Here is a 21,398-nt window from a genome sequence, read left to right on the forward strand (position 1 = left end):
TGATGCCGAGGCTCGTACATGTGGTCGGCGCGGGCCTCGCCGGCCTCGCCGCCGCCGTGCAGTTGCAGCGGCGCGGCGCGCGGGTCGTGTTGCACGAGGCGGCCGCGCAGGCCGGCGGCCGTTGCCGTTCGTATTACGACGCCACGCTCGGCGCGACGATCGACAGCGGCAATCACCTGATGATGTCGGGCAACAGCGCCACGCTCAATTACCTGCGGGCAATCGGCTCGGCGGATGAACTGACGGGGCCGGCGCTGCCGGAATTCCCGTTTGTCGACCTGGCCACGCGCGCGCGCTGGACGGTGCGCCTGTCGGCCGGGCGGCTGCCATGGTGGATCTTCGACCCGCATGCACGCGTGCCGAACACCGGCCCGGGTGATTATCTGAGCATGCTGCCGCTCTTTTTTGCGAAGCCCGGCCGCAGCGTCGCGCAGACCATGGGCAGTAACGGCCCGCTGTGGGACCGCCTGCTCGCGCCATTGTTTCGCGCGATGCTCAACGTCGAGCCGCGGGACGCGTCGGCGGAACTGGCTGCGGCGATGGTGCGCGAGACGCTGATCGCGGGCGGCCTGGCCTGTCGGCCGCTGGTTGCGCGCAATGGCTTGAGCCGTGCTTTCGTCGACCCGGCGTTGCGGCTGCTGCAGCATGGCGGCGCGACGATCGAACTCGGCTCGCGGCTCGACAAACTGGTGTTCGCCGCGGACGCCATAGCCGGCGCCAAGGCCACCGTGAAACCCGGCGTAAGCGCGGCCCGCGTGCAGGCGCTGCATTTCGCCGAACGAACTGTCGCGCTCGACGCGAACCACGCGGTGCTGCTCGCCGTGCCGCCGGAAGTGGCGCAGACGCTGGTGCCGGGGCTGCGCGCGCCGACCCGCTTCACGGCGACCGTCAGCGTGTATTTCGCGGCCGAGCCGCCGTTCGGCTTGCCGCCCGTCACCGGCCTCGTCAACGGCACCGCGCAGTGGCTCTTCGCGTTCGACGGACGCCTGTCGGCGACGGTCTATGGCGCGGAACACGTGATCGACACGCCGGCCGAAGAGCTGGCAGCACGCGTGTGGGCCGAGGTCGCCCAGGCGGCCAATCTGCCCGCCGCGCCCCGGCCGGCCTGGCAGGTGGTGGTCGATAGACATGCGACGTTTGCCGCGCTGCCGGATCAGGAAACGCTGCGTCCCGGCACGCGCACTCGCTGGAACAATCTGATGCTCGCGGGCGACTGGACGGCTACCGGCCTGCCCGCGACGATTGAAGGCGCGATCCGCTCCGGCCAGAAGGCCGCGGATACGCTGCTGAATCAACCGATGGAACGCTGATGAACGACTTATCTCAAGCCCACCTGCTGGGCGCCGCCCTGTCCGAACCCGCCGGCGACGCGCGCAGCGCGCCCGCTGCGGCGCAGGCGTTTGACCCGGCGCTCGACGCCGCCATCACGCGCGCGACCGACGCGATTCTCGCCGCGCAGAATCCGGACGGCCACTGGGTCTACGAACTCGAGGCCGACGCAACGATTCCCGCGGAGTACGTACTGCTCGTCCATTACCTCGGCGAGACGCCGAACATCGAGCTGGAGCAGAAAATTGCGCGCTACCTTCGGCGCATCCAGTTGCCCAACGGCGGCTGGCCGCTCTTCACGGACGGCGCGCTCGACATCAGCGCCAGCGTGAAGGCGTACTTCGCGCTCAAGATGATCGGCGACGCCGCGGACGCCGAACACATGGTCCGGGCGCGTGAGGCGATTCTCGCGCACGGCGGCGCGGAAGCCGTGAACGTGTTCACGCGCATTCTGCTCGCGCTCTTCGGCGTGGTGTCGTGGCGCGCGGTGCCGATGATGCCCGTCGAAATCACGTTGCTGCCGACGTGGTTCCCGTTCCATCTGTCAAAGGTGTCGTACTGGGCGCGCACGGTGATCGTGCCGCTTCTCGTGCTCAACGCCAGGCGGCCGGTGGCGCGCAATCCGCGCCGCGTGCGCATCGACGAATTGTTCCGCGGGGCGCCCGTGAACACCGGCATGCCGGAACGCGCACCGCATCAGCACGTGGGCTGGTTCCGCTTTTTCCGTGTCGTGGACACGGTGCTGCGCGCAGTGGACGGCCTCTTTCCGAAAGCCACGCGCGAGCGCGCGGTGCGCGAGGCGGTGGCCTTCGTCGATCAGCGGCTGAACGGTGAAGACGGCCTCGGCGCGATTTTCCCGGCCATGGCCAACTCGGTCATGATGTACGACGTGCTCGGCTATCCGGCCGATCATCCGAATCGGGCGATTGCGCGTCAGTCCATCGAAAAGCTGCTCGTCATCAAGGACGACGAAGCGTATTGCCAGCCCTGCCTGTCGCCGGTGTGGGACACGTCGCTCGCGGCGCACGCGCTGCTGGAAACCGGCGAGGCGCGCGCCGAGCAGGCGGCCGAACGCGGCCTCGCCTGGCTGCGTCCGCTGCAGATTCTCGACGTGCACGGCGACTGGATCTCGCGCCGGCCGAACGTGCGGCCGGGCGGCTGGGCGTTCCAGTACAACAACGCCTATTACCCGGATGTCGACGATACGGCGGTGGTCGCGATGGCCATGCATCGCTCGGCGGCGCTGACGCAGACGGACGTGGACCGCGAGGCGATTGCCCGCGCGCGCGAGTGGGTGGTCGGCATGCAGAGCAGCGACGGCGGCTGGGGCGCGTTCGAGCCCGAGAACACGCAGTATTACCTGAACAACATTCCGTTCTCGGACCACGGCGCGCTACTCGATCCGCCTACCGCGGACGTGTCCGGCCGTTGCCTGTCGATGCTCGCGCAGCTCGGCGAACTGCCGCAGAACAGCGAACCGGCGCAACGCGCGCTCGACTACATGCTGAAGGAGCAGGAAGCCGACGGCAGCTGGTACGGCCGCTGGGGGCTGAACTACATCTACGGCACGTGGACGGCGCTCTGTTCGCTGAACGCGGCCGGCATGCCGCACGACGACCCGCGCATCAAACGCGCTGCCCAATGGCTGCTGTCGATCCAGAACGAAGACGGCGGCTGGGGCGAGGGCGGCGAGAGCTACAAGCTGGACTATCGCGGCTACGAGCGCGCCCCGAGCACGGCGTCGCAAACGGCGTGGGCGCTGATGGGCCTGATGGCGGCGGGCGAGGTCGATCACGAGGCGGTCGCGCGCGGCATCGGCTATTTGCGGCGCGAACAGCGCGAGCACGGTCTGTGGGACGAGACGCGCTTCACGGCGACCGGTTTCCCGCGCGTGTTCTATCTGCGCTACCACGGCTATCGCAAGTTCTTCCCGCTGTGGGCGCTGGCGCGTTACCGTCACCTGAAGCGCAATGGGCTCACGCGCGTCGCCGTCGGGATGTAACGGATGTTGCGTTCGACAGCGGCATCCGCGGATGCCGGCTCGGGTTCCGCTTCCGCCGGTCTGCCGGTGATTGTCGTGACGGGCATGGCCTTCGAGGCGCGTATTGCGCGCGGCGAGGGCGTCGAGGTGGTGTATGCGGCGCGCGCCGACCTGCTCGAGCGCGCGCTGAGCGCGGCGGTGGCGCGCGGTTGCTCGGGCATTGTCAGCTTCGGCACGGCGGGCGGCCTCGCGCCGGACCTGAAGCCGGGCGCGCTGGTCGTGGCCGACGCGGTGGTGGGCCCGTTCGGCCGGGTTCCGACCGATTCCGCGTGGGCCGACCGGCTCGCCGCCGCGCTGGCCACGGGCCCGCTCGCGTCGCGCCTGAACCGCGGTCCCATGGCGGCGGTCGCCGCGCCGCTCATATCCGCCGACGACAAACGCGCGCTGCATCGCTCGACGGGCGCATTGGCGGTGGACATGGAGTCGCATCTGGCCGGCGCCATGGCCGCCGCGCGCGGTGTGCCGTTCGCCGTGTGCCGCGCGGTCGTCGACCCGGCGTGGCGCACGCTGCCGTCCGCGGCGACAGCCGGTTTGCGCGACGACGGCAGTACCGCGCTCGCACCGATCCTGCGGGAACTGCTGCGCGAGCCGTCGCAGATCGGCGCGCTGATTCAGGTGGCCGTCGATGCCCGCGCGGCGCGTCTTTCCCTGGTGCGGGCGCGCGAGGCGCTCGGCGCGGCGCGGGCGCTGGAGATGCGCGCCGCCTGACGCGCTGGCGCGTCGTTGGTTTGCCGGGCGCTCGTTTGAAGTCCGCTCGGTTGTGGCCCGCCCGTTTGTGGGCCGCGTATTTGCTGCGGGCCTATTTGCCGCCGGCCCGTCGCTTCGCTGTTCGAACGGCCATGTCAGTCATCGGCGCACGCACTGAGGCGTGCTCTTCCCCAATAAACCTTACTGAGCAGCCGGCGCGGAAGCCGGCTTTTCCGTATCAGGAGACGCAGAGCGCGGAGCCGTGGGCGCTGCGCCTGCCGTCGAGGCCGCAGCCGGCGCGGCCGGCCCAGCCGGCCTGACAGTCGCCCCCTCATTGGACCCCTCATTCGCCCCTTCATTGGAGCCACCCGGCGCGGCTCCGACCGAGCCAGCCGCACCGCTCGCCGGCGTATCGCCGGGATCGGTGTAATTGGGCAGCCCACTCGCCGGCGCCCCCGTAGCCGCCCCCGACGCGCCATCCGGCGAAGCAGCCGTATCGCCCGGATCCGCGTAGTTCGGCAGCGCGGCCGGCGCACCTGCGGCGGCGCCCTTGGCCGGCACAGTGGCGGCGCCCGAGTCGCCCTGATCGTCGTATTCCGGAAGCGGCGCCGCGTTGTCGCTCGTGCCGCGCAGACGCGCGCGCCGTTGCTGCGTGTACGCATCGCGCACGAACGAGTACTTGTCCAACGCCGCCTGTTGCAGCAGATCCGTCGCGCCCAGCAGATCCGAGCGCACGCTCACGAACTGCAGCACGTACAGCGGATTGCGCACCGCGGGTTCCATGTAGTTCAGCGGATTGAACTTCACGTCCACCACGAGACCCATGCTGTCGCGCACGGTGCTGGGACCGAAAAGCGGCAGCACGAGATACGGTCCGGACGGAATGCCCCAGCGTCCGAGCGTCAGGCCGAAATCCTGATGATGCTTGGGCAAGCCCGCCGGCGTCGCCCAATCGAGCAGGCCGCCCAGACCGAACGTCGAATTGAACGCGAAGCGGACGATGTCCTGCGTCGCGTCGGTGATCTTCAGCTGCAGCAGTTCGTTCGCGGCGTTCGTGAGGTCGCCGAGATTCGAGAAGAAGTTGCTCACGGCCGTGCGCAGCGGCTGCGGCGTCACCTTCTGATAGCCCTTCGCGACGGGCACCGCGACATAGCGGTCAAGGCCGTCGTTGAAGTTGAACACCGCACGGTTCATCGGCTCGAACGGGTCGCCGGGCTTGCGGTCGGGGCCGGTCGCGCAGCCGGATACAAGGCCGGTGGCGGCTAGCGCCAGCACAGTGGTACGCAGTTTCATGCTTATATTCCTTTGTGCTTCGCGCGACGTGGGCGGGGCGTGCCCATCAACACGGGTTGGAAAACCACCGCACCAATGAGCGTGCAAAAGAGCGACAGCGCCAGCAGGCGGCCCATGCTCGACGTGCCCGGATGATGCGATAGCCAGAGGCTGCCGAACGCCGTCGCCGTGGTCGCGGCGCTGAACAGCACTGCGTGCGTCAGGCTCGACTGCAAGAGGCCCGTCTGCCCATTGCGCCACGCCATCACGAAGTAGATCTTGAAGGCCACGCCTACGCCGAGCATCAGCGGCAATGCGATGATATTCGCGAAATTCAGCGGCATGCCGAACACCACGCACAGTTCGAGCGTGACGAGCGCCGAGACCAGCAGCGGAACCAGCGTGCGCAGCATGTCGCCGAGGCGGCGCAGCGCCACCCACAACAGGATCGCGATGGACAGCAGCGCCCAGCACGCGGCCTGCAGGAACGCCTTGATGATCGTGTCCGCGGAATGGAGGATCGAGATCGGCCCGCCGATCGCACCGGGCTCCGCCTTCTTCACGGCATGCGCGAAGCGTGCGAGCGCGACGTCGTCGTTCGGATCGGCGCCGGGCTTCACCTTTGGCGCGATGTCGACGAGCGCCCGGCCGTCTTTCGAGACCCAGCCCTTGGAGATGTCCTTCGGCAGAGTCTCGCGCGTGATTTCCGTGGGCTGCAGCAGATTTTCGAGTTGCTTGAGCGCGATGCGCAACGTCTCGGACATCGCGGTTTCCGCGCGGTCGCGCGTGGCGGCGTCGGCGGCGGCGAGCTTTTGCAGCGTGGCCGACAGATGTTTGGCCTCGGCGGCGCCTGGGCCCGGGTGGTCGTCGGCGGCGAGCGAGAGCTGGTTCGACGCGCGCTTGAGCGCCGCGACGCGCACCGCGTCCGTGGCTTGCGGCGCCGGCTGTTGCTGCAACGCGGGCAGCAGCTGCTGCGCGGCGCTCGCGATCAGCATCATTTTCTGTTGCTGCTGCCCGGGGACGAAGCTGTCGAGCGTCGTGACGCGGCCCACTTCCGGCAACGCGCGCAAGCGCTCGGCCATGCGGTCGGCGTCGGCCAGCGACGGCGCGAGCACATGCACGTTGTTGACCGCGGCCTCGGGCGAGTCCTTCAGCGACAGCAGCGTGGCCATCGATTCCGTATGCGGATCTTTCAGATGCAGCGGATTGAAGTCGAAGTGCAGACGCGTGAGGAGCGGCGTGGCGCCGATCACGACGATCAGCGTGCCGATCAGCACGGGCTTGCGGTGGCGCGCGAGAAAGTCGTCGACGGGAGCCAACTGCTTGAAGCCCGGCGATGCCGGCTCGCCCGGCGGGTTGAAGATCTTCAGCAAGGCCGGCAGCAGCGTCATGTTCGTCAGATACGCGACGAACATGCCGACGCCGGCGATCTCGCCCAGCTCGGACACGCCGCGGTACGCCGTCGGCAGAAACGAGAAGAAGCTGAGCGCAACGGCGACGGCGGCAAGCGTCAGCGGCACGCCGATACTGTGCGCGGTATGGGCGAGCGCAGCCGAAAGACGGTCGTCGCGATTGCGTTCCTCGCGATATTTGACGCCGAACTGCACGCCGAAATCGACGCCGAGCCCGACGAACAGCACCATGAACGCAACCGAGATCATGTTCAGCGCGCCGACCATCATGAGGCCCAGCGCGGCGGTGATTGCCAGTCCGACAAAGAGCGTGATGAAGACCGCGGCGATCATGCGGCCCGAGCGCAGCGCGAGCCACAGAATGATAAGCACGACAACAAACGTGGCGATGCCGTTGAGCACCGCGCCGTCCTTGACGGACGCGAACTCTTCGTCGGCGAGCGGCTGTTCGCCGGTCAGACGGACGGCCGCCCCGTAGCGCGAGTCGAGATGCAGCGAAGCGGCCGTGTCGCGGATGCGTTGCGACGCCGCGGCGCCCGGCTCGAGCGCGTCGTAGTTCACCACGGGTTGCACGACCACGAAGGCCCGCGCCGGATTCGTGGCAGCGCTCCTGTCGACGAGCGCGCGCCACGAGAAAGCGGCCGGCTTGCCCGCCAGCACGAGGTCGAGCGTATTCGCGCTTTGCGACAACAGGCGACTCATGTCCGAAAGCTTCACCTGACCGATCTGCAGCGGCAGCAACAGGCTCGTGGTGAGCGTGCCTGCCAGTCCCGTCAGGCTCGGGTCGTGCGCGAGCGTGTTCACGAGCGGGCGCGACTGCACGAGCTGCGACGTGGTGGACATGACCTCTTCCGTCGACGGAAAGAGGAGCCCATTGTGTTCGAAGAACGGCCCGCCGGCCGGCTGTGAGACGGCGACGAATTCTTTCGGCTCGGCTCGCAGTGCAGCCGTCAGCGCGCTCGCGGCTGCGTCGGCGAATTCCGGCGCGCGTGCTTCGACGACGACCAGCACGGTTTGGCCGCGGTCCGGGAAAGCCTGGTCCATTGCATGCTCGAGCGTGGACCATTCCTTGTCGGTTTCGATGAGACGGCTGATGTCGGTGTTGATCTTGAAGTGATGCGCGACATAGATGCCGCTCAGAATGGCGAGCACGATCGACAGTGCGATGATCCGCAATGGATGGCGCACCGAATAGGCGACGAGGCGAACAATAGATGACTTCAGCATGTAGGCGGAGCTGGCCTTATCACGGGTGGCATTTTGACGAAAGTGCACAAGTATACAGAGCCGGAGCAAACCGGACCGCATTCGGCAGCAATGCGCGCCGGCGGCGCGCACGCAGTCCGCGCTGCGCGGCGGCGATGCCGGGCAGACAATCGCCGTAGCAATTGCGGCTCCCGGGCCATGGCGGCGGTGTAGCGCTGCCGGGACCCTGAACGCCCATTGCACGGACCCTCTGGGGCGGGAACGCAATCTCGGTATACTGGTCTATCCAGCTTTCGCCGCCAGCTTGCTTCGGGCTTGCTCAATCGCCCCATCGCATGTTCCCTGACCGGCGGCGCACACTCTTTTCAGGTTGCCTGAGCGTATGAAACGTTATCTGTCTGCATTCCTCGCTGCCGCCGTGGTGTCAACGGCGGCCTTTGCGCAAAGCACGCCGGACTCGGTGGTAAAAAGTGCCGTCGAAGGCACGGTCTCGGCAATGAAGGCCGATCCGCAGGCGCGCGGCGGCGACATGGCAAAGATCACGCAACTGGTCGAGACGCGCTTCGTTCCGGCAACCGACTTTCAGCGCACCACGCGTATCGCGGTAGGCAAGGCGTGGAGCACCGCCACGCCCGAACAGCAGAAGCAGCTTTACGACCAGTTCACACTGCTGCTGGTGCGCACGTATGCGTCGTCGCTTTCGCAATTGCGCGACCAGGACGTGAAGTTCAAGTTCTTGCCGGCCAATGTGCCGGGCGGCGCGAAAGACGTCGTGGTGCAATCGCACGTCATCAGCAATGGCGGTGACGATGCAATCGACTACCGGCTCACGAAGGGACCGTCGGGCTGGAAGATCTACGACATCAACATGATGGGCGCGTGGCTGATTCAGGTGTACCAGACGCAATTCGCCGATCAGCTTGCCAAAGGCGGGGTCGACGGCCTGATCAAATTCCTGACCGCGCATAACGCGCGCAGCGCGGGGTGATCCAGCGCGGAGGCTGAAGGTACGCCTCCGGCTTCACAACAAAGCCGCAAAAAAAGCGCGGTGGCCTGCAAAGCCACCGCGCTTTTTTGCATCATGCAGCACGAATTGCCGGACGACAGCCCCGCCGCACGGAGCTGCGCCGCCGTGAATACTCGGTGTGCGCTCAGTGCGCAGCCGTCGCCGTCTGCACCTTGTTGCCCTTGCCCGCCACCTTGATCTCTTCCAGCTTGATTTCGACGTGGCGCGAGAACACGTACTCGGCCGGGCGTTGCTTGTCGAGCGGGATGTCCTTGGCGAACGCGCCCGTGGTCTTCGGACCGCGCATGCTGACCTTGAGCGCCTTCAGCGGATGCGCCACTGTATCCATCACGGCGGTGGCTTCGAAACCGCAGTGGACCATGCAGTCGGCGCACTTTTCGTAGTTGCCGGTGCCGTACTTGTCCCAGTCCGTGGTTTCCATCAATTCCTTGAAGGTCTTCACGTAGCCTTCGCCGACCAGGTAGCAGGGCTTCTGCCAGCCGAACACCGTGCGCGCCGGGTTGCCCCACGGCGTGCATTCGTACGTCTGATTGCCGGCGAGGAAGTCGAGGAACATGGCCGACTGGCTGAACGACCAGTTCTTGCCGTTGTTGCCGCGCTTGAAGATTTCGCGGAACAGGTGCTTGGTCTTGTCGCGGTTCAGGAAGTGCTGCTGGTCCGGCGCGCGCTCATACGCGTAGCCCGGCGAGACGGTGATGCCGTCCACGCCCATCGGCCCGACCGTGTCGAAGAACGCGGCCACGCGCTCCGGCACCGCGTCGTTGAACAGCGTGCAGTTGATGTTCACGCGGAAGCCGCGGCGCTTCGCTTCCTTGATGGCCGCGACGGCCTTCTCGTACACGCCTTCCTGCGACACCGAATGGTCGTGCATCTGCTGATCGCCGTCGAGGTGAACCGACCACACGAAGTACGGATTCGGCTCGTAGTCGTCCATTTTCTTTTCCATCAGCAGCGCGTTCGTGCACAGGTACACGAACTTCTTGCGCGCGATGATGCCTTTGACGATCTGCGGCATCTCCTTGTGCAGGAGCGGCTCGCCGCCTGCAATGGAGACCACCGGCGCGCCGCATTCGTCGACGGCGCCGAGGCATTCTTCCAGCGACAGGCGCTGATTCAGGATAGGGTCCGGATAGTCGATCTTGCCGCAGCCATTGCAGGCGAGATTGCAGCGGAACAGCGGCTCCAGCATCAGTGCGAGCGGATAGCGTTTGTTGCCGGACAGGTGCTGACGCATGATGTATGCGCCGACCCGGACTTTCTGTAGCAGCGGAATAGACAAGACGTCCTCCTTAAACTTCGCGTGCGGCGAGTGGTTGCATCAGCTTCGATGGCAACTTGAATTCGACCTTCTCTTCACGGCCCGCCATCGTCGTGACGTCGACGGGTCCCATTGCGCTCAGCGCATCGATCACGTTCTTGACCATTTCTTCGGGCGCGGAGGCACCCGCCGTGATGCCGATGGTGTGCGCATTCGCAAACCACTCGGGCTTCACTTCCGAACCGTCGGCGACGAGGTAGCTCGCCACGCCGCTTTCGCTGCCGATTTCGCGCAGCCGGTTCGAATTGGAACTATTGGTGGCGCCGACCACCAGCAATACGTCGACCTGCTTGCTCAGCTCGCGCACCGCCGCCTGGCGGTTTTGCGTCGCATAGCAGATGTCGCGCGTGTCCGGCCCGACGATGTCGGTAAACTTGCGCAACAACGCGTCGATAATGCCGCGCGTATCGTCCACCGAAAGCGTGGTCTGCGTCACGTAGGCGAGCGGCGTGTCGACCGGCAGGTCCAGATGCTCGACTTCGGCTTCGCTTTGCACCAGCAGCACTTTGCCCGGAATCTGGCCGATCGTGCCTTCCACTTCCGGATGCCCCGCATGGCCGATCAGAATCAGCGTGCGCCCGGCAGCCACATATTGACGCCCTTGCACGTGCACTTTAGTGACGAGCGGGCAGGTCGCGTCGAGCACGTCGAGCCCGCGGGCTTCCGCGTCCCGTTCGACCGTTTGAGCGACGCCATGCGCGCTGAAAATCGCCACGGCGCCTTGAGGCACTTCGTCGAGTTCCTCGACGAAACGCGCGCCTTTCTGGCGCAGATTGTCGACCACGTGGCGATTGTGGACAATTTCGTGGCGCACGTAGACGGGCGCGCCGTGCTGCTGCAGCGCCCGATCGACAATCTCGATTGCACGAACAACGCCCGCACAAAAGCCGCGGGGTTGGGCAAGGATGACTCGCATAAGTTGGCGGACTCCGACTGACGCGGGTTTCGAGGAAGCCGGAAATTCTGACTTTATCGCCGCGACGATCTAATTAATTAACGTCTTGAGCTCCGGCGACGGGCCGGTACAGCAAAACCAAACGCGCATTCTAACGCTATCAGGCCAGCTTTGCTTTGGCGGGGCCGCCGCAGTGTTGGGCGGACGCGGCAGTTGCGGCGGGCGCGCCGGCCGTTTTGCCGAAACTTGCGCGTCGATTTATGCGGCAAGAATTGCACACTGCACCGGTTTGGCGGAACCCTTAAACTACGTCGTCCTGTGGAGCGCTTCGCGCCCACGTCGAAAATCATTCCGACGCTTGCCGGAAACAGAGGGTAACGCTTAATGGGCTGGGTGCCGGTCATTCTGTTTTTTCTTTCCTGTTTGTCCTTGCTGATCTGGGCTGTGCTGCTATTCGCCCGCGGCGGTTTCTGGCGCGCGCGCCCGGCGGCGGCGCTCACTGTCGGGCCGCGCGCCGCGTGGCCGGCGGTGGCCGCGGTGGTGCCCGCGCGCAACGAGGTCGACGTGATCGCCCACGCCGTCACGACGCTGCTCGAGCAGGATTATCCCGGCGCTTTCCACGTGATCGTGGTGGACGACCACAGCACCGACGGCACCGCCGACGCCGCCCGCGCCGCGGCATTACAACTGCAATGTCCCGACCGTCTCACGGTGCTGGGCGCCAAGCCGCTGCCGCCCGGCTGGTCGGGCAAGGTGTGGGCGCAGTCGCAAGGCATCGAGGCCGTGCGTACGCTCGGCTTGCCGGCGGACTTTCTGCTGCTGACGGACGCCGACATCGGCCATCCTACGGACGCCGTGACGCAGCTCGTCGCCCGCGCCGACGCGGAAAAACGCGATCTCGTCTCGCTGATGGTGCGTCTGCGCTGCGATTCCTTCTGGGAAAAGGCGCTGATTCCGGCTTTCGTATTCTTCTTCGCCAAGCTGTATCCGTTCGCGTGGGTCAATAATCCGCGCAATCGCACGGCGGCTGCGGCGGGCGGCTGCATGCTGGTGCGCCGTAGCGCGCTGGAAGAAGCGGGCGGCATCGAGTCGATCCGCGCGGAACTGATCGACGATTGCAGCCTTGCCGCGCGCATCAAGCATCGGGGCGCCGGGCGTCATCCGATCCGGCTCGACGTGGCGGCGCGCAGCGTGTCGCTGCGCCCTTACGACAGCTGGCGCGAGATCTGGAACATGATCGCGCGCACGGCGTTCACGCAACTGCATTATTCGCCGCTGCTGCTGGCGGGCACGCTCGCCGGCATGGCGATCATCTACCTCGTGCCGCCGGTCGCCGCGCTCGTGCTCGGGCCCACGGGCTGGCCGGCGTGGCTCGCCTGGGCGGCCATGTGCTGCGCGTATGCGCCGATGCTGAGCTACTACCGCCGCTCGCCGCTGTGGGCGCCGTTTCTGCCGCTCGTCGCGCTGTTCTATGTCGGCGCGACGTTCGCTTCGGCGGTGCGCTACTGGCGCGGCAAGGGCGGGCAATGGAAGGCGCGGGTGCAGGCGCCCGTGCAGGAACGCTGAGGCGTCGACGGTCTGCAGGGCGGGGGCGGCGGCAGCGCCGCGCGGTCATAAAAAAACGGCGCATGAGCGCCGTTTTTTCTGCCTGTCCGGAACTGCTTTTCACTTGTTAGTGAGCATCATGTAGAGCTGAATCACCATATCCGGCGAAAAAGTGAACGGCACCCAGCCGTGGCCGGTATGGCGCATGACCAGCAAACGGTCGCCGTTCGACTGCTTCTGCACAGCCATGACCGGGTTCTTGGTCGACACGAAACGCCAGCCTGGCGGAATGCCCGGCGGCGGTTCCGGGGTCATGGAGGCGCGCGCGTTCGACAGTTCCTCGATCAGCTTGCCGATCTGCTCGGGACGCAGCGCGACCGTCTGACCGCCGATCGTCATGGTGATCTCGTTCTGCGCCGGACGATTGATTTCCAGCGTGGGCAGCGGCGCCGCGGCGGCGGGTGCCGCCGCCTCTGCGGCCGCACCGGCTTGCGGTTCGGCCGTTTGGGTCTGTTCCGCCGCGGTTTTCGCTGCGGACGCTGACTTGTCCGCCGAGGCCTCTTGCGGCGCGTTTTCGTTGCCTGTCTCGGGGGTGTTCTGGGCCTGCGGGGCCACGACAGCCTGAATGAGCTGATCGACGCCCGCTTCCAGCGCGCCGAGCTGTTCGTGAAGGTTCATGCGAGGTTTCTCTGGTAAGACCCACGATTTTAACTGCTGCGCGCAGGCTTTTACCTTTCGCAATCACAGCGACGTTGTAACAAAATGCGTGCGCTACGCCTTCAGATAGCCTGCGCCGCGGAACCATTCGAGTGCGTCGCTCAAACCCTCGCGGTAGGGCCGCGCCCGGTAACCCAGTTCGCGCTCGGCTTTTGCGGAACTGAAGTACATCTTGTTTTTGGACATCTTCAATCCGTCGACGGTCACGAACGGTTCGCGCTTCGTGAACTTGGCGACGGCTTCGGCGCCCACCGCGAGCGGATAGAGCGGCCAGCGCGGCAAGCTGATGGTGGGCGCCTTGCGGCCGGTCAGCGCCGCGATATCCGCGAGCATCTGCTGCAGCGGCAGGTTTTCGCCGCCGAGAATATAGCGTTCGCCGATCTTGCCGCGCTCGAGCGCGAGAAAGTGGCCGGCCGCCACGTCGTCCACGTGCACGAGGTTCAGGCCGGTATCGACAAACGCGGGAATCTTGCCGAGCGCCGCTTCGACGATGATGCGCCCGGTCGGCGTCGGCTTGACGTCGCGCGGGCCGATGGGCGTGGATGGATTGACGATGACGGCGGGCAAGCCGTCCTCTGCGATCATGCGCTCCACGGCGCGCTCGGCCAGCACCTTGCTGCGCTTGTACACGCCGATGGCCTGATCGGCTTTCAGCGGCGAGCTTTCATCGGCTGAATGGCCCGAGCTCGTCACCTTGAGCGTGGCCACGCTGCTCGTGTAGACGATGCGTTCGACGCGTTCCTTCAACGCCGCGCGCATGGTGGCCTCGGTGCCTTCGAGATTCGAGCGCTCGATCTCGCTCGGGTCCGGCGCCCACAGCCGGTAATCCGCCGCAACGTGCAGCAGATAGCGCACGCCGCGCAGCGCGTTGCGCATCGACGCTTCGTCGCGCATATCGCCTACGACGATTTCCGCGTCCAGCGACTCGACGTTTTGCCGCGGACTGGTGGCGCGCACGAGCACACGCACTCTGAAGCCTTTCTGCTGCGCGATGCGCGCCACCGACGAGCCGACGAAGCCGGATGCGCCGGTCACGAGCACGAGATCGCCATTCTGTTCGGTCATTCTGTTTCCGTTTCCTGCGTGACAGTCGGGGGATTGTACGTGGCGCGCGGGGCGGGTGTCGCTGAGGCTGCGCCGTCCGGCGCGAGGCAACTCGCGAGGCAACTTCGGCAGGCAAGCTCGCCGCGCCCCGACTAGAATGCCGGCTTGAAAGATTGCGAGGAGAAAACGGCATGGCACCGGATCTGGATGAGCGGATCGAAACGTATTACGTGCGCGTGCGCGGCACCGTGCAGGGCGTCGGCTTTCGTCACGCGACGGTGCGCCAGGCGCATGCGCTCGGCATCAAAGGATGGGTGGCGAATCTGGACGACGGCTCCGTGGAAGCCGTGTTGCAGGGCGCGGCCAATCAGGTCGACCGGATGCTGTCGTGGCTGCGGCACGGGCCGCCGGCGGCGCGCGTGACAGAAGTGACCGGCGAAGAGCGCGCGACGGAAAAGCGCTATGAGCGCTTCGAGCAGCATTGAGCGGCGCGCGAGCCGGGAACGGCTCGGCGTTGCGAAAACATTGGACGGCCCGCGTTGAGCTTCGTTGAGATTCAACCCCCGTGCATCTGACGCTAAAAGCGGTGCGATTCAAAAGAACATGCACCGCCCGATTGGCTGCGTCGAAAAACCTGGTTCGCGGAAAAAGGCGCGAGCCCTTAGCGCGCGACCAACAGGCTTTCGGCGAATCCCCACTCGCTTTCCACCCACTGATGGCTGCACGCGAAACCCGCGTCGTCGGCAATCGCCGGCACTTCGTCCGCGCGGTATTTGTGGCTGCTCTCCGTCCAGATCGTCTCGCCTGCCTCGAGCGACACGGTCAAATTCGCCGCGCTGACGTGCGCGGTGAGCTCGCGCTTCGCACGCAAATGCATTTCGATGCTGCGCGCGTCCGGATTGAAACGCGCGACGTGCTCGAACGCATCGAGCGGAAAATCGCCGCCCAGTTCGCGATTGATGCGCGCGAGCAGATTCAGGTTGAAGGAGGCCGTGACGCCGATCGCGTCGTCGTAAGCGGCAATCAGCACGGGCGTCGGCTTGATGAGGTCGGTGCCGAGCAGCAAGGCATCGCCGGGCGCGAGCATGTTGCGGATGTCGCGCAGAAAACGCGTTGCCGCGAGTCTGCCGAAATTGCCGATCGTACTGCCAAGGAACAGCACGAGGAGGCGCTCGCCGGACGCGCGCTTCTTGCTGACTTCCGCGAGGCCCGCCAGATAATCGCGCTCGTAACCCACAATCGAAATACGTTCGATGTCGCCCAGCTCGCGCCTGCACAACTGCAACGCACTGCGCGAAATTTCAATCGGGCAGTAAGAAGTAGGGCGCTTTTTACACAGCGCCTCAAGAATGCGGCGGGTCTTGCGGCCGCTGCCGCTGCCGAGTTCGGCGACGGTGACATCGTGTGGCAGATGCTCGACGATGTCCGCCGCGTGCTTCGCGAGCAGCCGCTCCTCGGCACGCGTCACGCCGTATTCGGGCAGCACGGTGATTACTTCGAACAACGCGGAGCCGACTTCGTCGTACAGATACTTGGAGGGCAGCTCTTTCTGCGGCGTATGCGTGAGGCCGGCGCGGACGTCGGCGGCGAAAGCTGAGCGTAGATCGGGCGATGCGTCGTGCGAGAGGGCTGGCTGGGTCATGGTGGCTCCAGTAGTCACATTCGATGAGCGGGATTCGTGGCGGGACGCCGGCACGGCGGATGGAAATCGACGCGTGCCGCGAAGGAAGCGGGTCCGGCCATGCCGGCCCGGCTCGTGGATGTTGCAAACGCTGCAGCAAGTTACCGAAGCAAGATTCGCGCTTGAGCGATGCAGTGCTGCTGCTGCGTTGCCGACAAACGCGCGCGGGTTGTCTCGCGCGCGTGAAGTTATGTTCTAGTCCATTGCGGCGAGATGCGCACGGATTAATTTGCCGCCGCTGGGCTGCCGCTCCGCGCTCCTGCCGCGCCTCAGGAACCAGGCCGCGCGGCTGCGCAGGGAGTACACGCCGGTAATCCAGCTAGAATGCGCGGCTTGCTCACGGACCTTCACGTCGAATGACCACCCTCACAGCGATGCACGCGCGCATCGGGCCACGGACCGCACCATGAACCAGTATTCGCCGAGGCGCGGCATTGCCTTATCGGTGAGCGCCTGTGCGATGTTCGCGTTGCTGTCGGCGTATGCGACGCTGCTCGCGCCGCTCAGCGGGCTCGATATTTTCGCGTGGCGGATCGTGTGGACGGTGCCCGGCGCGCTGCTGCTCGTGGCGCTGCGCAAACGTCTACCGATTTTGCGCGAGCTTCTTTACCGGATGGTGACGCAGCCCGCGCTCGGCGTCGCGATGCTCGCGGCCGCCGCATTGCTCGGCGCGCAGCTGTGGATCTTTCTCTGGGCTCCGCTGCATGGGCGCATGCTCGAAGTGTCGCTCGGCTATTTCCTGCTGCCCCTCGTGATGGTGCTGGTTGGGCGCTTCTACTATCGCGAGCGCCTCGACGGTTTGCAATGGGCCGCCGTCGCCTGCGCGGCCGTGGGCGTCGGCCATGAATTGTGGGTGACGGGCGCGTTCTCATGGCCGACGCTGTGGGTCGCGCTCGGCTATCCGCCGTACTTTGTGTTGCGGCGCAAGATTCCCTACGATTCGCTCGCCGTGTTCACCGTCGAAATGATCTTGCTGCTGCCTGCTGCAGTTGCGTTCATCGTCAGCGGCGGATCGCTTGCGCTTATCTCCGGGCGGCTCGACATGTGGCTCCTGCTGCTGCCGGGCCTTGGCGCGCTGAGCACCCTCGCTTTGGCTTCGTATCTCACCGCGAGCCGCCTGTTGCCGGTCGCACTGTTCGGCATTCTCGGCTATGTGGAGCCGGTATTGCTCGTGCTGGTCTCCATCACGCTGCTCGGCGAAACGTTGAGCGCCGCGCAATTGGCGACCTACGTCCCCATCTGGATCGCCGTCGCATTGACCGCGCTGCACAGCATGCGGTTCGTACGCTTCGGCTGAATTCGGGGAAGGCGCGCCGCGCATCGTACGGCGCGGCACGCGCTTAGCGATGCGCGGCGGCGCGGTTCGGGTTGACGCGCGTCGGTCCCGCTTCGCGCTCTATCGCGTCGCGCAATGCGGGCCGCCAGCCGATTTCAAACAGCGCTTCGGCGAGCACGAACAGCGGTCCGATCAGCAGGCCGATCACATCGTCGACGAAAGCCGGTTTGCGATGCTCGTACGCCACGTGCCCGATAAACTGAAACACCCAGCCGATCACGAAGAGGCCAACGCCCGTTGTGAGCCAGACCAGCGTGGACTGCGCCGCGATCCACTGGCCGAATGCGATGCACAGTGCTGACACTGCTGCCATCATCAGACCGAGCGGGACGTCGAGCACCAGGTAATAGAGCGTGGCCGCGACGAACAGCAGCCACGCCGGCGATAGTGTGACCGGCAGCGCGGCGAGCGCGAAAGCGGGACGACTCAACAGGACGGCCAACGCCAGCACGATCATCGGAATGCCGACGAAATGCGTGGCGATATTGCGCCTGTCGCGATGGTAGGCCGCATAGTGCGTAAGCTGTTGTGTCAGCGTTCTCATGGATGCCGCTCCTCGGTCAAAGCCAGCATAATCGCGGCGATCGAGATTGGAAACCATCGGGTAGCCGACAATCGGCATAGGCGCGATTCAATGACCGCAACTCTTCCTTCCATCCAGCTTGCCGCGCGGCTCGCCGACAGCGCATGGTTTCGCTCGGCCCCGGCCGCGTTGCAGGCGCAATTGGTCGAAGCAGGCCGCCTGAAGCGACTCGCTGCCGGCGAGCGTCTCTTCACGCGCGGCGATTCCGACGACGGCTTCTATTGCGTGCTCAGCGGCTTGATGCGAATCGGCGCCGCGAGTGTGAGCGGCAAGGAAGCGTTGCTTGCGGTCATCGAGCCGATGAACTGGTTCGGCGAAATCGCGCTGTTTGACAATCGTCCGCGAACGCACGATGCGTATGCCGAGCGCGAGACGGAGCTGTTTCATGTGCCGCGCGCCGCACTCGCGGCGCTGCTCGAACGCACGCCGGCCTATTGGCACACGTTCGGCTTGCTGCTCACGCACAAGCTGCGTCTTGCCTTCGACGCGATAGAAGAAGCGGCGTTGCTGCCGGCTGCGCAGCGCGTCGCGCGCCGGCTGCTGCTGATGGCGGGCGGGTATGGAGAAGCGGGCGCGCTGCGGCGCGTGATCCCCGTGCCGCAGGAAGATCTCGCGATGATGCTGGCGCTGTCGCGGCAGACCATCAACCAGGTGCTCAAGCAGTTTGAAACGCAAGGCGCGTTGAAGCTTGGCTACGCGGAAATAGAGATCGTCGACGCCCGCAGGCTCGGAGAGTTCGCACAACTGAACGGAAGTTCGGATCAGTAGCGCGCGCATAGGCGCCGCACGGCGGCCGCCTGGACTAATCCACGCCGCACAAGCGCATAAAAAAAAGGCGAGTCATACGACTCGCCCTCCCTGAACGGCCTGGCCCGGCTTCGATTATTGGCTTCTATCTTTTAGTGCACATGTGGCCGGTGCGCGCCGAAACCGTACACGTGTTATTGCGTTTTGGTCGTGTCGGTCTTTGCGCCGTCGGCGTTCACCGGCGCATTGCTGGTTTGCTGCGTGCTGTCCGTTTTCGCTTTCGCTGCGCTCGAATCGGCCGGCGTTTTCTTCACGGCTTTGTGATGCTTCGCGACGTGCTTCGACGACGTCTTCACATGCGACTTTGCAGTGGCTTTGGAAGGCGCTTTGGCCGTAGCCGCGCTGTCATCCGATGCACCGGTTTGCACGGCGGTGCTCGCCTTCAGATTCGCCTGGCCGGCGGACTGCGTTTGTGCGGGCTGCGCGGAGGGGGACGATGCCGGTGCCGCCGTTTGGGCGAAAGCAGTCGACACGAGCAGAGCGGAAGCGAGAGCGGCGAAAAGCGTCTTCATGGTTTGACTCCTTGTTTAACCGGTGGATTCCTGTTGGTGGATCCTGACCGCGGCTGAATTGTTCAGCGCTGCCGGTTTAACGCAGTCCGGAAGACAGCAGTTGACGATGCTCTGGTGACAAAACGTAACGACAGCGCACCGCAGAAACATATCGGCGTGCTGAATACGCTTTAAGTGTTTTTGCTTCCGCCTCGTCTGACGATTCTTAAACGTCATTGAAACGGGTTTTGAACGACGCCCGGTTTTTCATCCGGCTCGTCCTTTACTTTGGCGGGCAACCCAGGATGCGCCTGCAATGCCGCGACGATGGCATCCACGGCTTCTTTGAGTGCGAGCGCCGCCTTCAGCCCGCGCTGATCCTGCGTGAGTTCGAGCGTGCCGTTGAGTACGATGCGCGTCGTGCCGTTGCTCACGGTCAGTGCGTCGCCCTGGATGTTGAGCACGTCGTCATCGTTCGAATAGGGTTTAAACACCTTTGAGTCCTCCCGGTCGCTGATCTTTGAGGTTCTCCGGAATGCCCGGAAAGCGGATACCCGACGCTGCCTCGAGTTCGTGAATCGTCCTGATTTCGTAGCGGTTCGTCGATACATTGTCGACCACGACCGCGAACGCAAGTTGCCGCGAGGGCACGTAGACCGCCTTGAAAAGCTGCGTCGGCACGAACACGTGCGTGGGTCCGATGGTCTGCAGTTGCTGGCCGCTGAACATGGGCCCGGTGACGACATAGGTGTCGTCATACGCAACGGCGATTTTACGCACGGACGTTTCGATGCGCGCCCACAAGCGTTGATTATTCTCGCGATTTTGCGGCACGATGTTGGCGAGCGAAAACGATTGCGCCATCGCTTCGGCATTCCAGCGATTACCCGCAGGACTCATATGTCCGCGATCGAAGCCGCTGCGCCGGTAGTCCGCGAGCGTCGCGCCTTCGCCGTCGGGCAAGCGCTCTTCTTCGAAAAACTTGTTGGTGCGCACCATGTCTTTCGCGGCTTCGATATGGTCGCGCGTCAGATGTTCGGCGGACCACAACGGACCGTGCGTGATACCCGAATGCATGACGGCGAAATCGCTGTAGCACAGCATGCGCGTTTTCGGCGCCATCTTCTGATTGGTCAGAACCGGCCATTGCGCATTCGGTGTGAACTGGGTGCAGGAAGGCGCCGCGCTGGCGTTAGCGGCAAACGCGACGAGCAGGCAGGCGAACCACTTCTTCATGTGTCGAACGGTGAGGAGGGAAGGGGCGCAAAGTATAGCGTTGCGCGCACCGTCGGACAGCAGGGATTGCGAGAATCGCGCAGGCAAAAAAATGGGCCGCCTTGCAGCGACCCGAATGCGTGGATTTCCAACTCTACGTACGCAAACTTAAGACGGGCTTAAATGCGTGCGTTAGGCAGAATGGTCGGCGCGTTACCGCGTAGAGCATCAACGCCGCAAAAAATGACCGCGCGCGGGCCGCTCGGCGCGCGCGTGGGAATTTCGACCGGGAAAGGAAAAGACGCTGGAATTAATTGCCGAACACGCTATTTTCCGCGTGCACGTTTTGACGATCCACTGCTTGCAAGCGCCAGAACCCGCTTGTCGGTGTGCGGTTGCGCAGCGCGGTCCACGCGGCGTCGCCTTGTGCCGCGCTCACACGCTGTTTGCGGTCCACGTGCAGGCCGCGCAGCGTGCAAAGCGGCGCGTTGTTACTCGGCGCGCAGAGTGTCGTCACGCCGTCCTCATCGTGTAATTCGCCCCACGGGGGCAGATCGATCCCTTGATGCGCTTCCCTCGACCACCGGCCTTGGTCGGTGTCGAGCCAGAGAACAGCATAGTCGTGACTGACGGTGGGATCGGAACCGTTAATAAGGATAGTGAGGCGCATATCAGTTCCGTGCGAAGTGCGGAGAATTGCTTTATCAGTCTATGTCGCGGCACCGGTTATTCAAGGCAAACGTATGACTCTTTCGGGGCTTATGAAATACGCGTGAAGGCGCCGCGCGGCGG

At 65.1% G+C, this 21,398-nt stretch carries 20 protein-coding genes; 8 read left to right on the forward strand and 12 right to left on the reverse strand.

From position 1 onward, the window contains the following. The first annotated feature begins 2 nt into the window (after positions 1–2). From hpnE to ACEN8U_RS02235, 3 genes are read left to right on the forward strand one after another with little or no spacing between them, the layout of a single operon-like run. Positions 3–1,310, forward strand: coding sequence for a hydroxysqualene dehydroxylase HpnE (hpnE, locus tag ACEN8U_RS02225; RefSeq protein ID WP_310109976.1), 1,308 nt, complete (start codon positions 3–5; stop codon positions 1,308–1,310). After that, on the forward strand, positions 1,310–3,331 hold the full coding sequence (shc, locus tag ACEN8U_RS02230) for a squalene--hopene cyclase (protein WP_310109975.1): 2,022 nt from the start codon (positions 1,310–1,312) through the stop codon (positions 3,329–3,331). The genes hpnE and shc overlap by 1 nt, the downstream gene beginning before the upstream one ends. A 3-nt stretch (positions 3,332–3,334) precedes the next feature. Then, positions 3,335–4,078, forward strand: coding sequence for a phosphorylase (locus tag ACEN8U_RS02235; RefSeq protein WP_310109973.1), 744 nt, complete (start codon positions 3,335–3,337; stop codon positions 4,076–4,078). Positions 4,079–4,258: 180 nt separating this feature from the next. On the opposite strand, the gene ACEN8U_RS02240 is transcribed toward ACEN8U_RS02235, so the two are convergent. Both ACEN8U_RS02240 and ACEN8U_RS02245 read right to left on the reverse strand, forming a co-directional pair. Further along, positions 4,259–5,350, reverse strand: coding sequence for a VacJ family lipoprotein (locus ACEN8U_RS02240; protein WP_310109972.1), 1,092 nt, complete (start codon positions 5,348–5,350; stop codon positions 4,259–4,261). A 2-nt stretch (positions 5,351–5,352) separates the two neighbouring features. Further along, positions 5,353–7,968: an MMPL family transporter gene (locus ACEN8U_RS02245; protein WP_310109970.1), complete on the reverse strand. Its 2,616-nt coding sequence runs from the start codon at positions 7,966–7,968 to the stop codon at positions 5,353–5,355. Positions 7,969–8,329: 361 nt separating this feature from the next. On the opposite strand from ACEN8U_RS02245, the gene ACEN8U_RS02250 reads away from it, so the two are divergent. After that, positions 8,330–8,935 (forward strand): ABC transporter substrate-binding protein, encoded by a 606-nt coding sequence (locus ACEN8U_RS02250; RefSeq protein WP_310109969.1) that lies wholly within the window; start codon positions 8,330–8,332, stop codon positions 8,933–8,935. 163 nt (positions 8,936–9,098) lie between these two features. On the opposite strand, the gene hpnH is transcribed toward ACEN8U_RS02250, so the two are convergent. Both hpnH and ispH read right to left on the reverse strand, forming a co-directional pair. After that, positions 9,099–10,253, reverse strand: coding sequence for an adenosyl-hopene transferase HpnH (hpnH, locus tag ACEN8U_RS02255; protein ID WP_013591244.1), 1,155 nt, complete (start codon positions 10,251–10,253; stop codon positions 9,099–9,101). A gap of 10 nt (positions 10,254–10,263) precedes the next feature. Further along, complete coding sequence (gene ispH / locus ACEN8U_RS02260) at positions 10,264–11,208, reverse strand: 4-hydroxy-3-methylbut-2-enyl diphosphate reductase (RefSeq protein WP_310109968.1); 945 nt, start codon at positions 11,206–11,208, stop codon at positions 10,264–10,266. Between the two features lie 363 nt (positions 11,209–11,571). Here ispH and ACEN8U_RS02265 point away from each other — a divergent pair, with 363 nt between their 5' ends. Beyond that, positions 11,572–12,753: a glycosyltransferase gene (locus tag ACEN8U_RS02265; RefSeq protein ID WP_310109967.1), complete on the forward strand. Its 1,182-nt coding sequence runs from the start codon at positions 11,572–11,574 to the stop codon at positions 12,751–12,753. Positions 12,754–12,852: 99 nt separating this feature from the next. Here the strand turns inward: ACEN8U_RS02265 and ACEN8U_RS02270 are convergent, their stop codons facing one another. Together ACEN8U_RS02270 and hpnA are read right to left on the reverse strand one after the other, a co-directional pair. Further along, positions 12,853–13,410 carry a hypothetical protein gene (locus ACEN8U_RS02270; protein ID WP_310109966.1) on the reverse strand — a complete coding sequence of 186 codons (558 nt, stop codon included), beginning with the start codon at positions 13,408–13,410 and terminating at the stop codon, positions 12,853–12,855. Positions 13,411–13,503: 93 nt separating this feature from the next. Further along, entirely contained in the window at positions 13,504–14,514 is a 1,011-nt protein-coding gene (gene hpnA / locus ACEN8U_RS02275) for a hopanoid-associated sugar epimerase (RefSeq protein WP_310109965.1), read from the reverse strand. Between the two features lie 170 nt (positions 14,515–14,684). On the opposite strand from hpnA, the gene ACEN8U_RS02280 reads away from it, so the two are divergent. Beyond that, on the forward strand, positions 14,685–14,978 hold the full coding sequence (locus tag ACEN8U_RS02280) for an acylphosphatase (protein ID WP_013591239.1): 294 nt from the start codon (positions 14,685–14,687) through the stop codon (positions 14,976–14,978). 176 nt (positions 14,979–15,154) lie between these two features. Here ACEN8U_RS02280 and egtD read toward each other — a convergent pair whose 3' ends face one another. Beyond that, complete coding sequence (gene egtD, locus ACEN8U_RS02285) at positions 15,155–16,135, reverse strand: L-histidine N(alpha)-methyltransferase (RefSeq protein ID WP_310109964.1); 981 nt, start codon at positions 16,133–16,135, stop codon at positions 15,155–15,157. Between the two features lie 445 nt (positions 16,136–16,580). On the opposite strand from egtD, the gene rarD reads away from it, so the two are divergent. Then, positions 16,581–17,471 carry an EamA family transporter RarD gene (gene rarD / locus ACEN8U_RS02290; protein WP_310109962.1) on the forward strand — a complete coding sequence of 297 codons (891 nt, stop codon included), beginning with the start codon at positions 16,581–16,583 and terminating at the stop codon, positions 17,469–17,471. A 43-nt stretch (positions 17,472–17,514) separates the two neighbouring features. Here rarD and ACEN8U_RS02295 read toward each other — a convergent pair whose 3' ends face one another. Beyond that, positions 17,515–18,054 carry a DUF962 domain-containing protein gene (locus tag ACEN8U_RS02295; protein ID WP_310109960.1) on the reverse strand — a complete coding sequence of 180 codons (540 nt, stop codon included), beginning with the start codon at positions 18,052–18,054 and terminating at the stop codon, positions 17,515–17,517. A 90-nt stretch (positions 18,055–18,144) separates the two neighbouring features. Between ACEN8U_RS02295 and ACEN8U_RS02300 the strand changes: the two genes are divergently transcribed. After that, positions 18,145–18,861 (forward strand): Crp/Fnr family transcriptional regulator, encoded by a 717-nt coding sequence (locus tag ACEN8U_RS02300; RefSeq protein WP_310109958.1) that lies wholly within the window; start codon positions 18,145–18,147, stop codon positions 18,859–18,861. A gap of 173 nt (positions 18,862–19,034) precedes the next feature. Here ACEN8U_RS02300 and ACEN8U_RS02305 read toward each other — a convergent pair whose 3' ends face one another. The 4 genes from ACEN8U_RS02305 to ACEN8U_RS02320 all read right to left on the reverse strand — a co-directional run bounded on the left by ACEN8U_RS02305 (position 19,035) and on the right by ACEN8U_RS02320 (position 21,276). Continuing rightward, positions 19,035–19,412, reverse strand: coding sequence for a hypothetical protein (locus ACEN8U_RS02305; protein WP_310109956.1), 378 nt, complete (start codon positions 19,410–19,412; stop codon positions 19,035–19,037). Between the two features lie 212 nt (positions 19,413–19,624). Next, on the reverse strand, positions 19,625–19,885 hold the full coding sequence (locus tag ACEN8U_RS02310) for a hypothetical protein (RefSeq protein ID WP_309587459.1): 261 nt from the start codon (positions 19,883–19,885) through the stop codon (positions 19,625–19,627). Continuing rightward, on the reverse strand, positions 19,878–20,627 hold the full coding sequence (locus tag ACEN8U_RS02315) for a DNA/RNA non-specific endonuclease (protein WP_310109954.1): 750 nt from the start codon (positions 20,625–20,627) through the stop codon (positions 19,878–19,880). The genes ACEN8U_RS02310 and ACEN8U_RS02315 overlap by 8 nt, the downstream gene beginning before the upstream one ends. Before the next feature lie 289 nt (positions 20,628–20,916). Further along, positions 20,917–21,276, reverse strand: a complete 360-nt coding sequence (locus ACEN8U_RS02320) for a DUF3564 domain-containing protein (protein ID WP_309587461.1) — start codon at positions 21,274–21,276, stop codon at positions 20,917–20,919. Positions 21,277–21,398 lie beyond the last annotated feature (122 nt).

The organism is Paraburkholderia phenoliruptrix (assembly GCF_047325075.1).
GTDB lineage: Bacteria > Pseudomonadota > Gammaproteobacteria > Burkholderiales > Burkholderiaceae > Paraburkholderia > Paraburkholderia phenoliruptrix.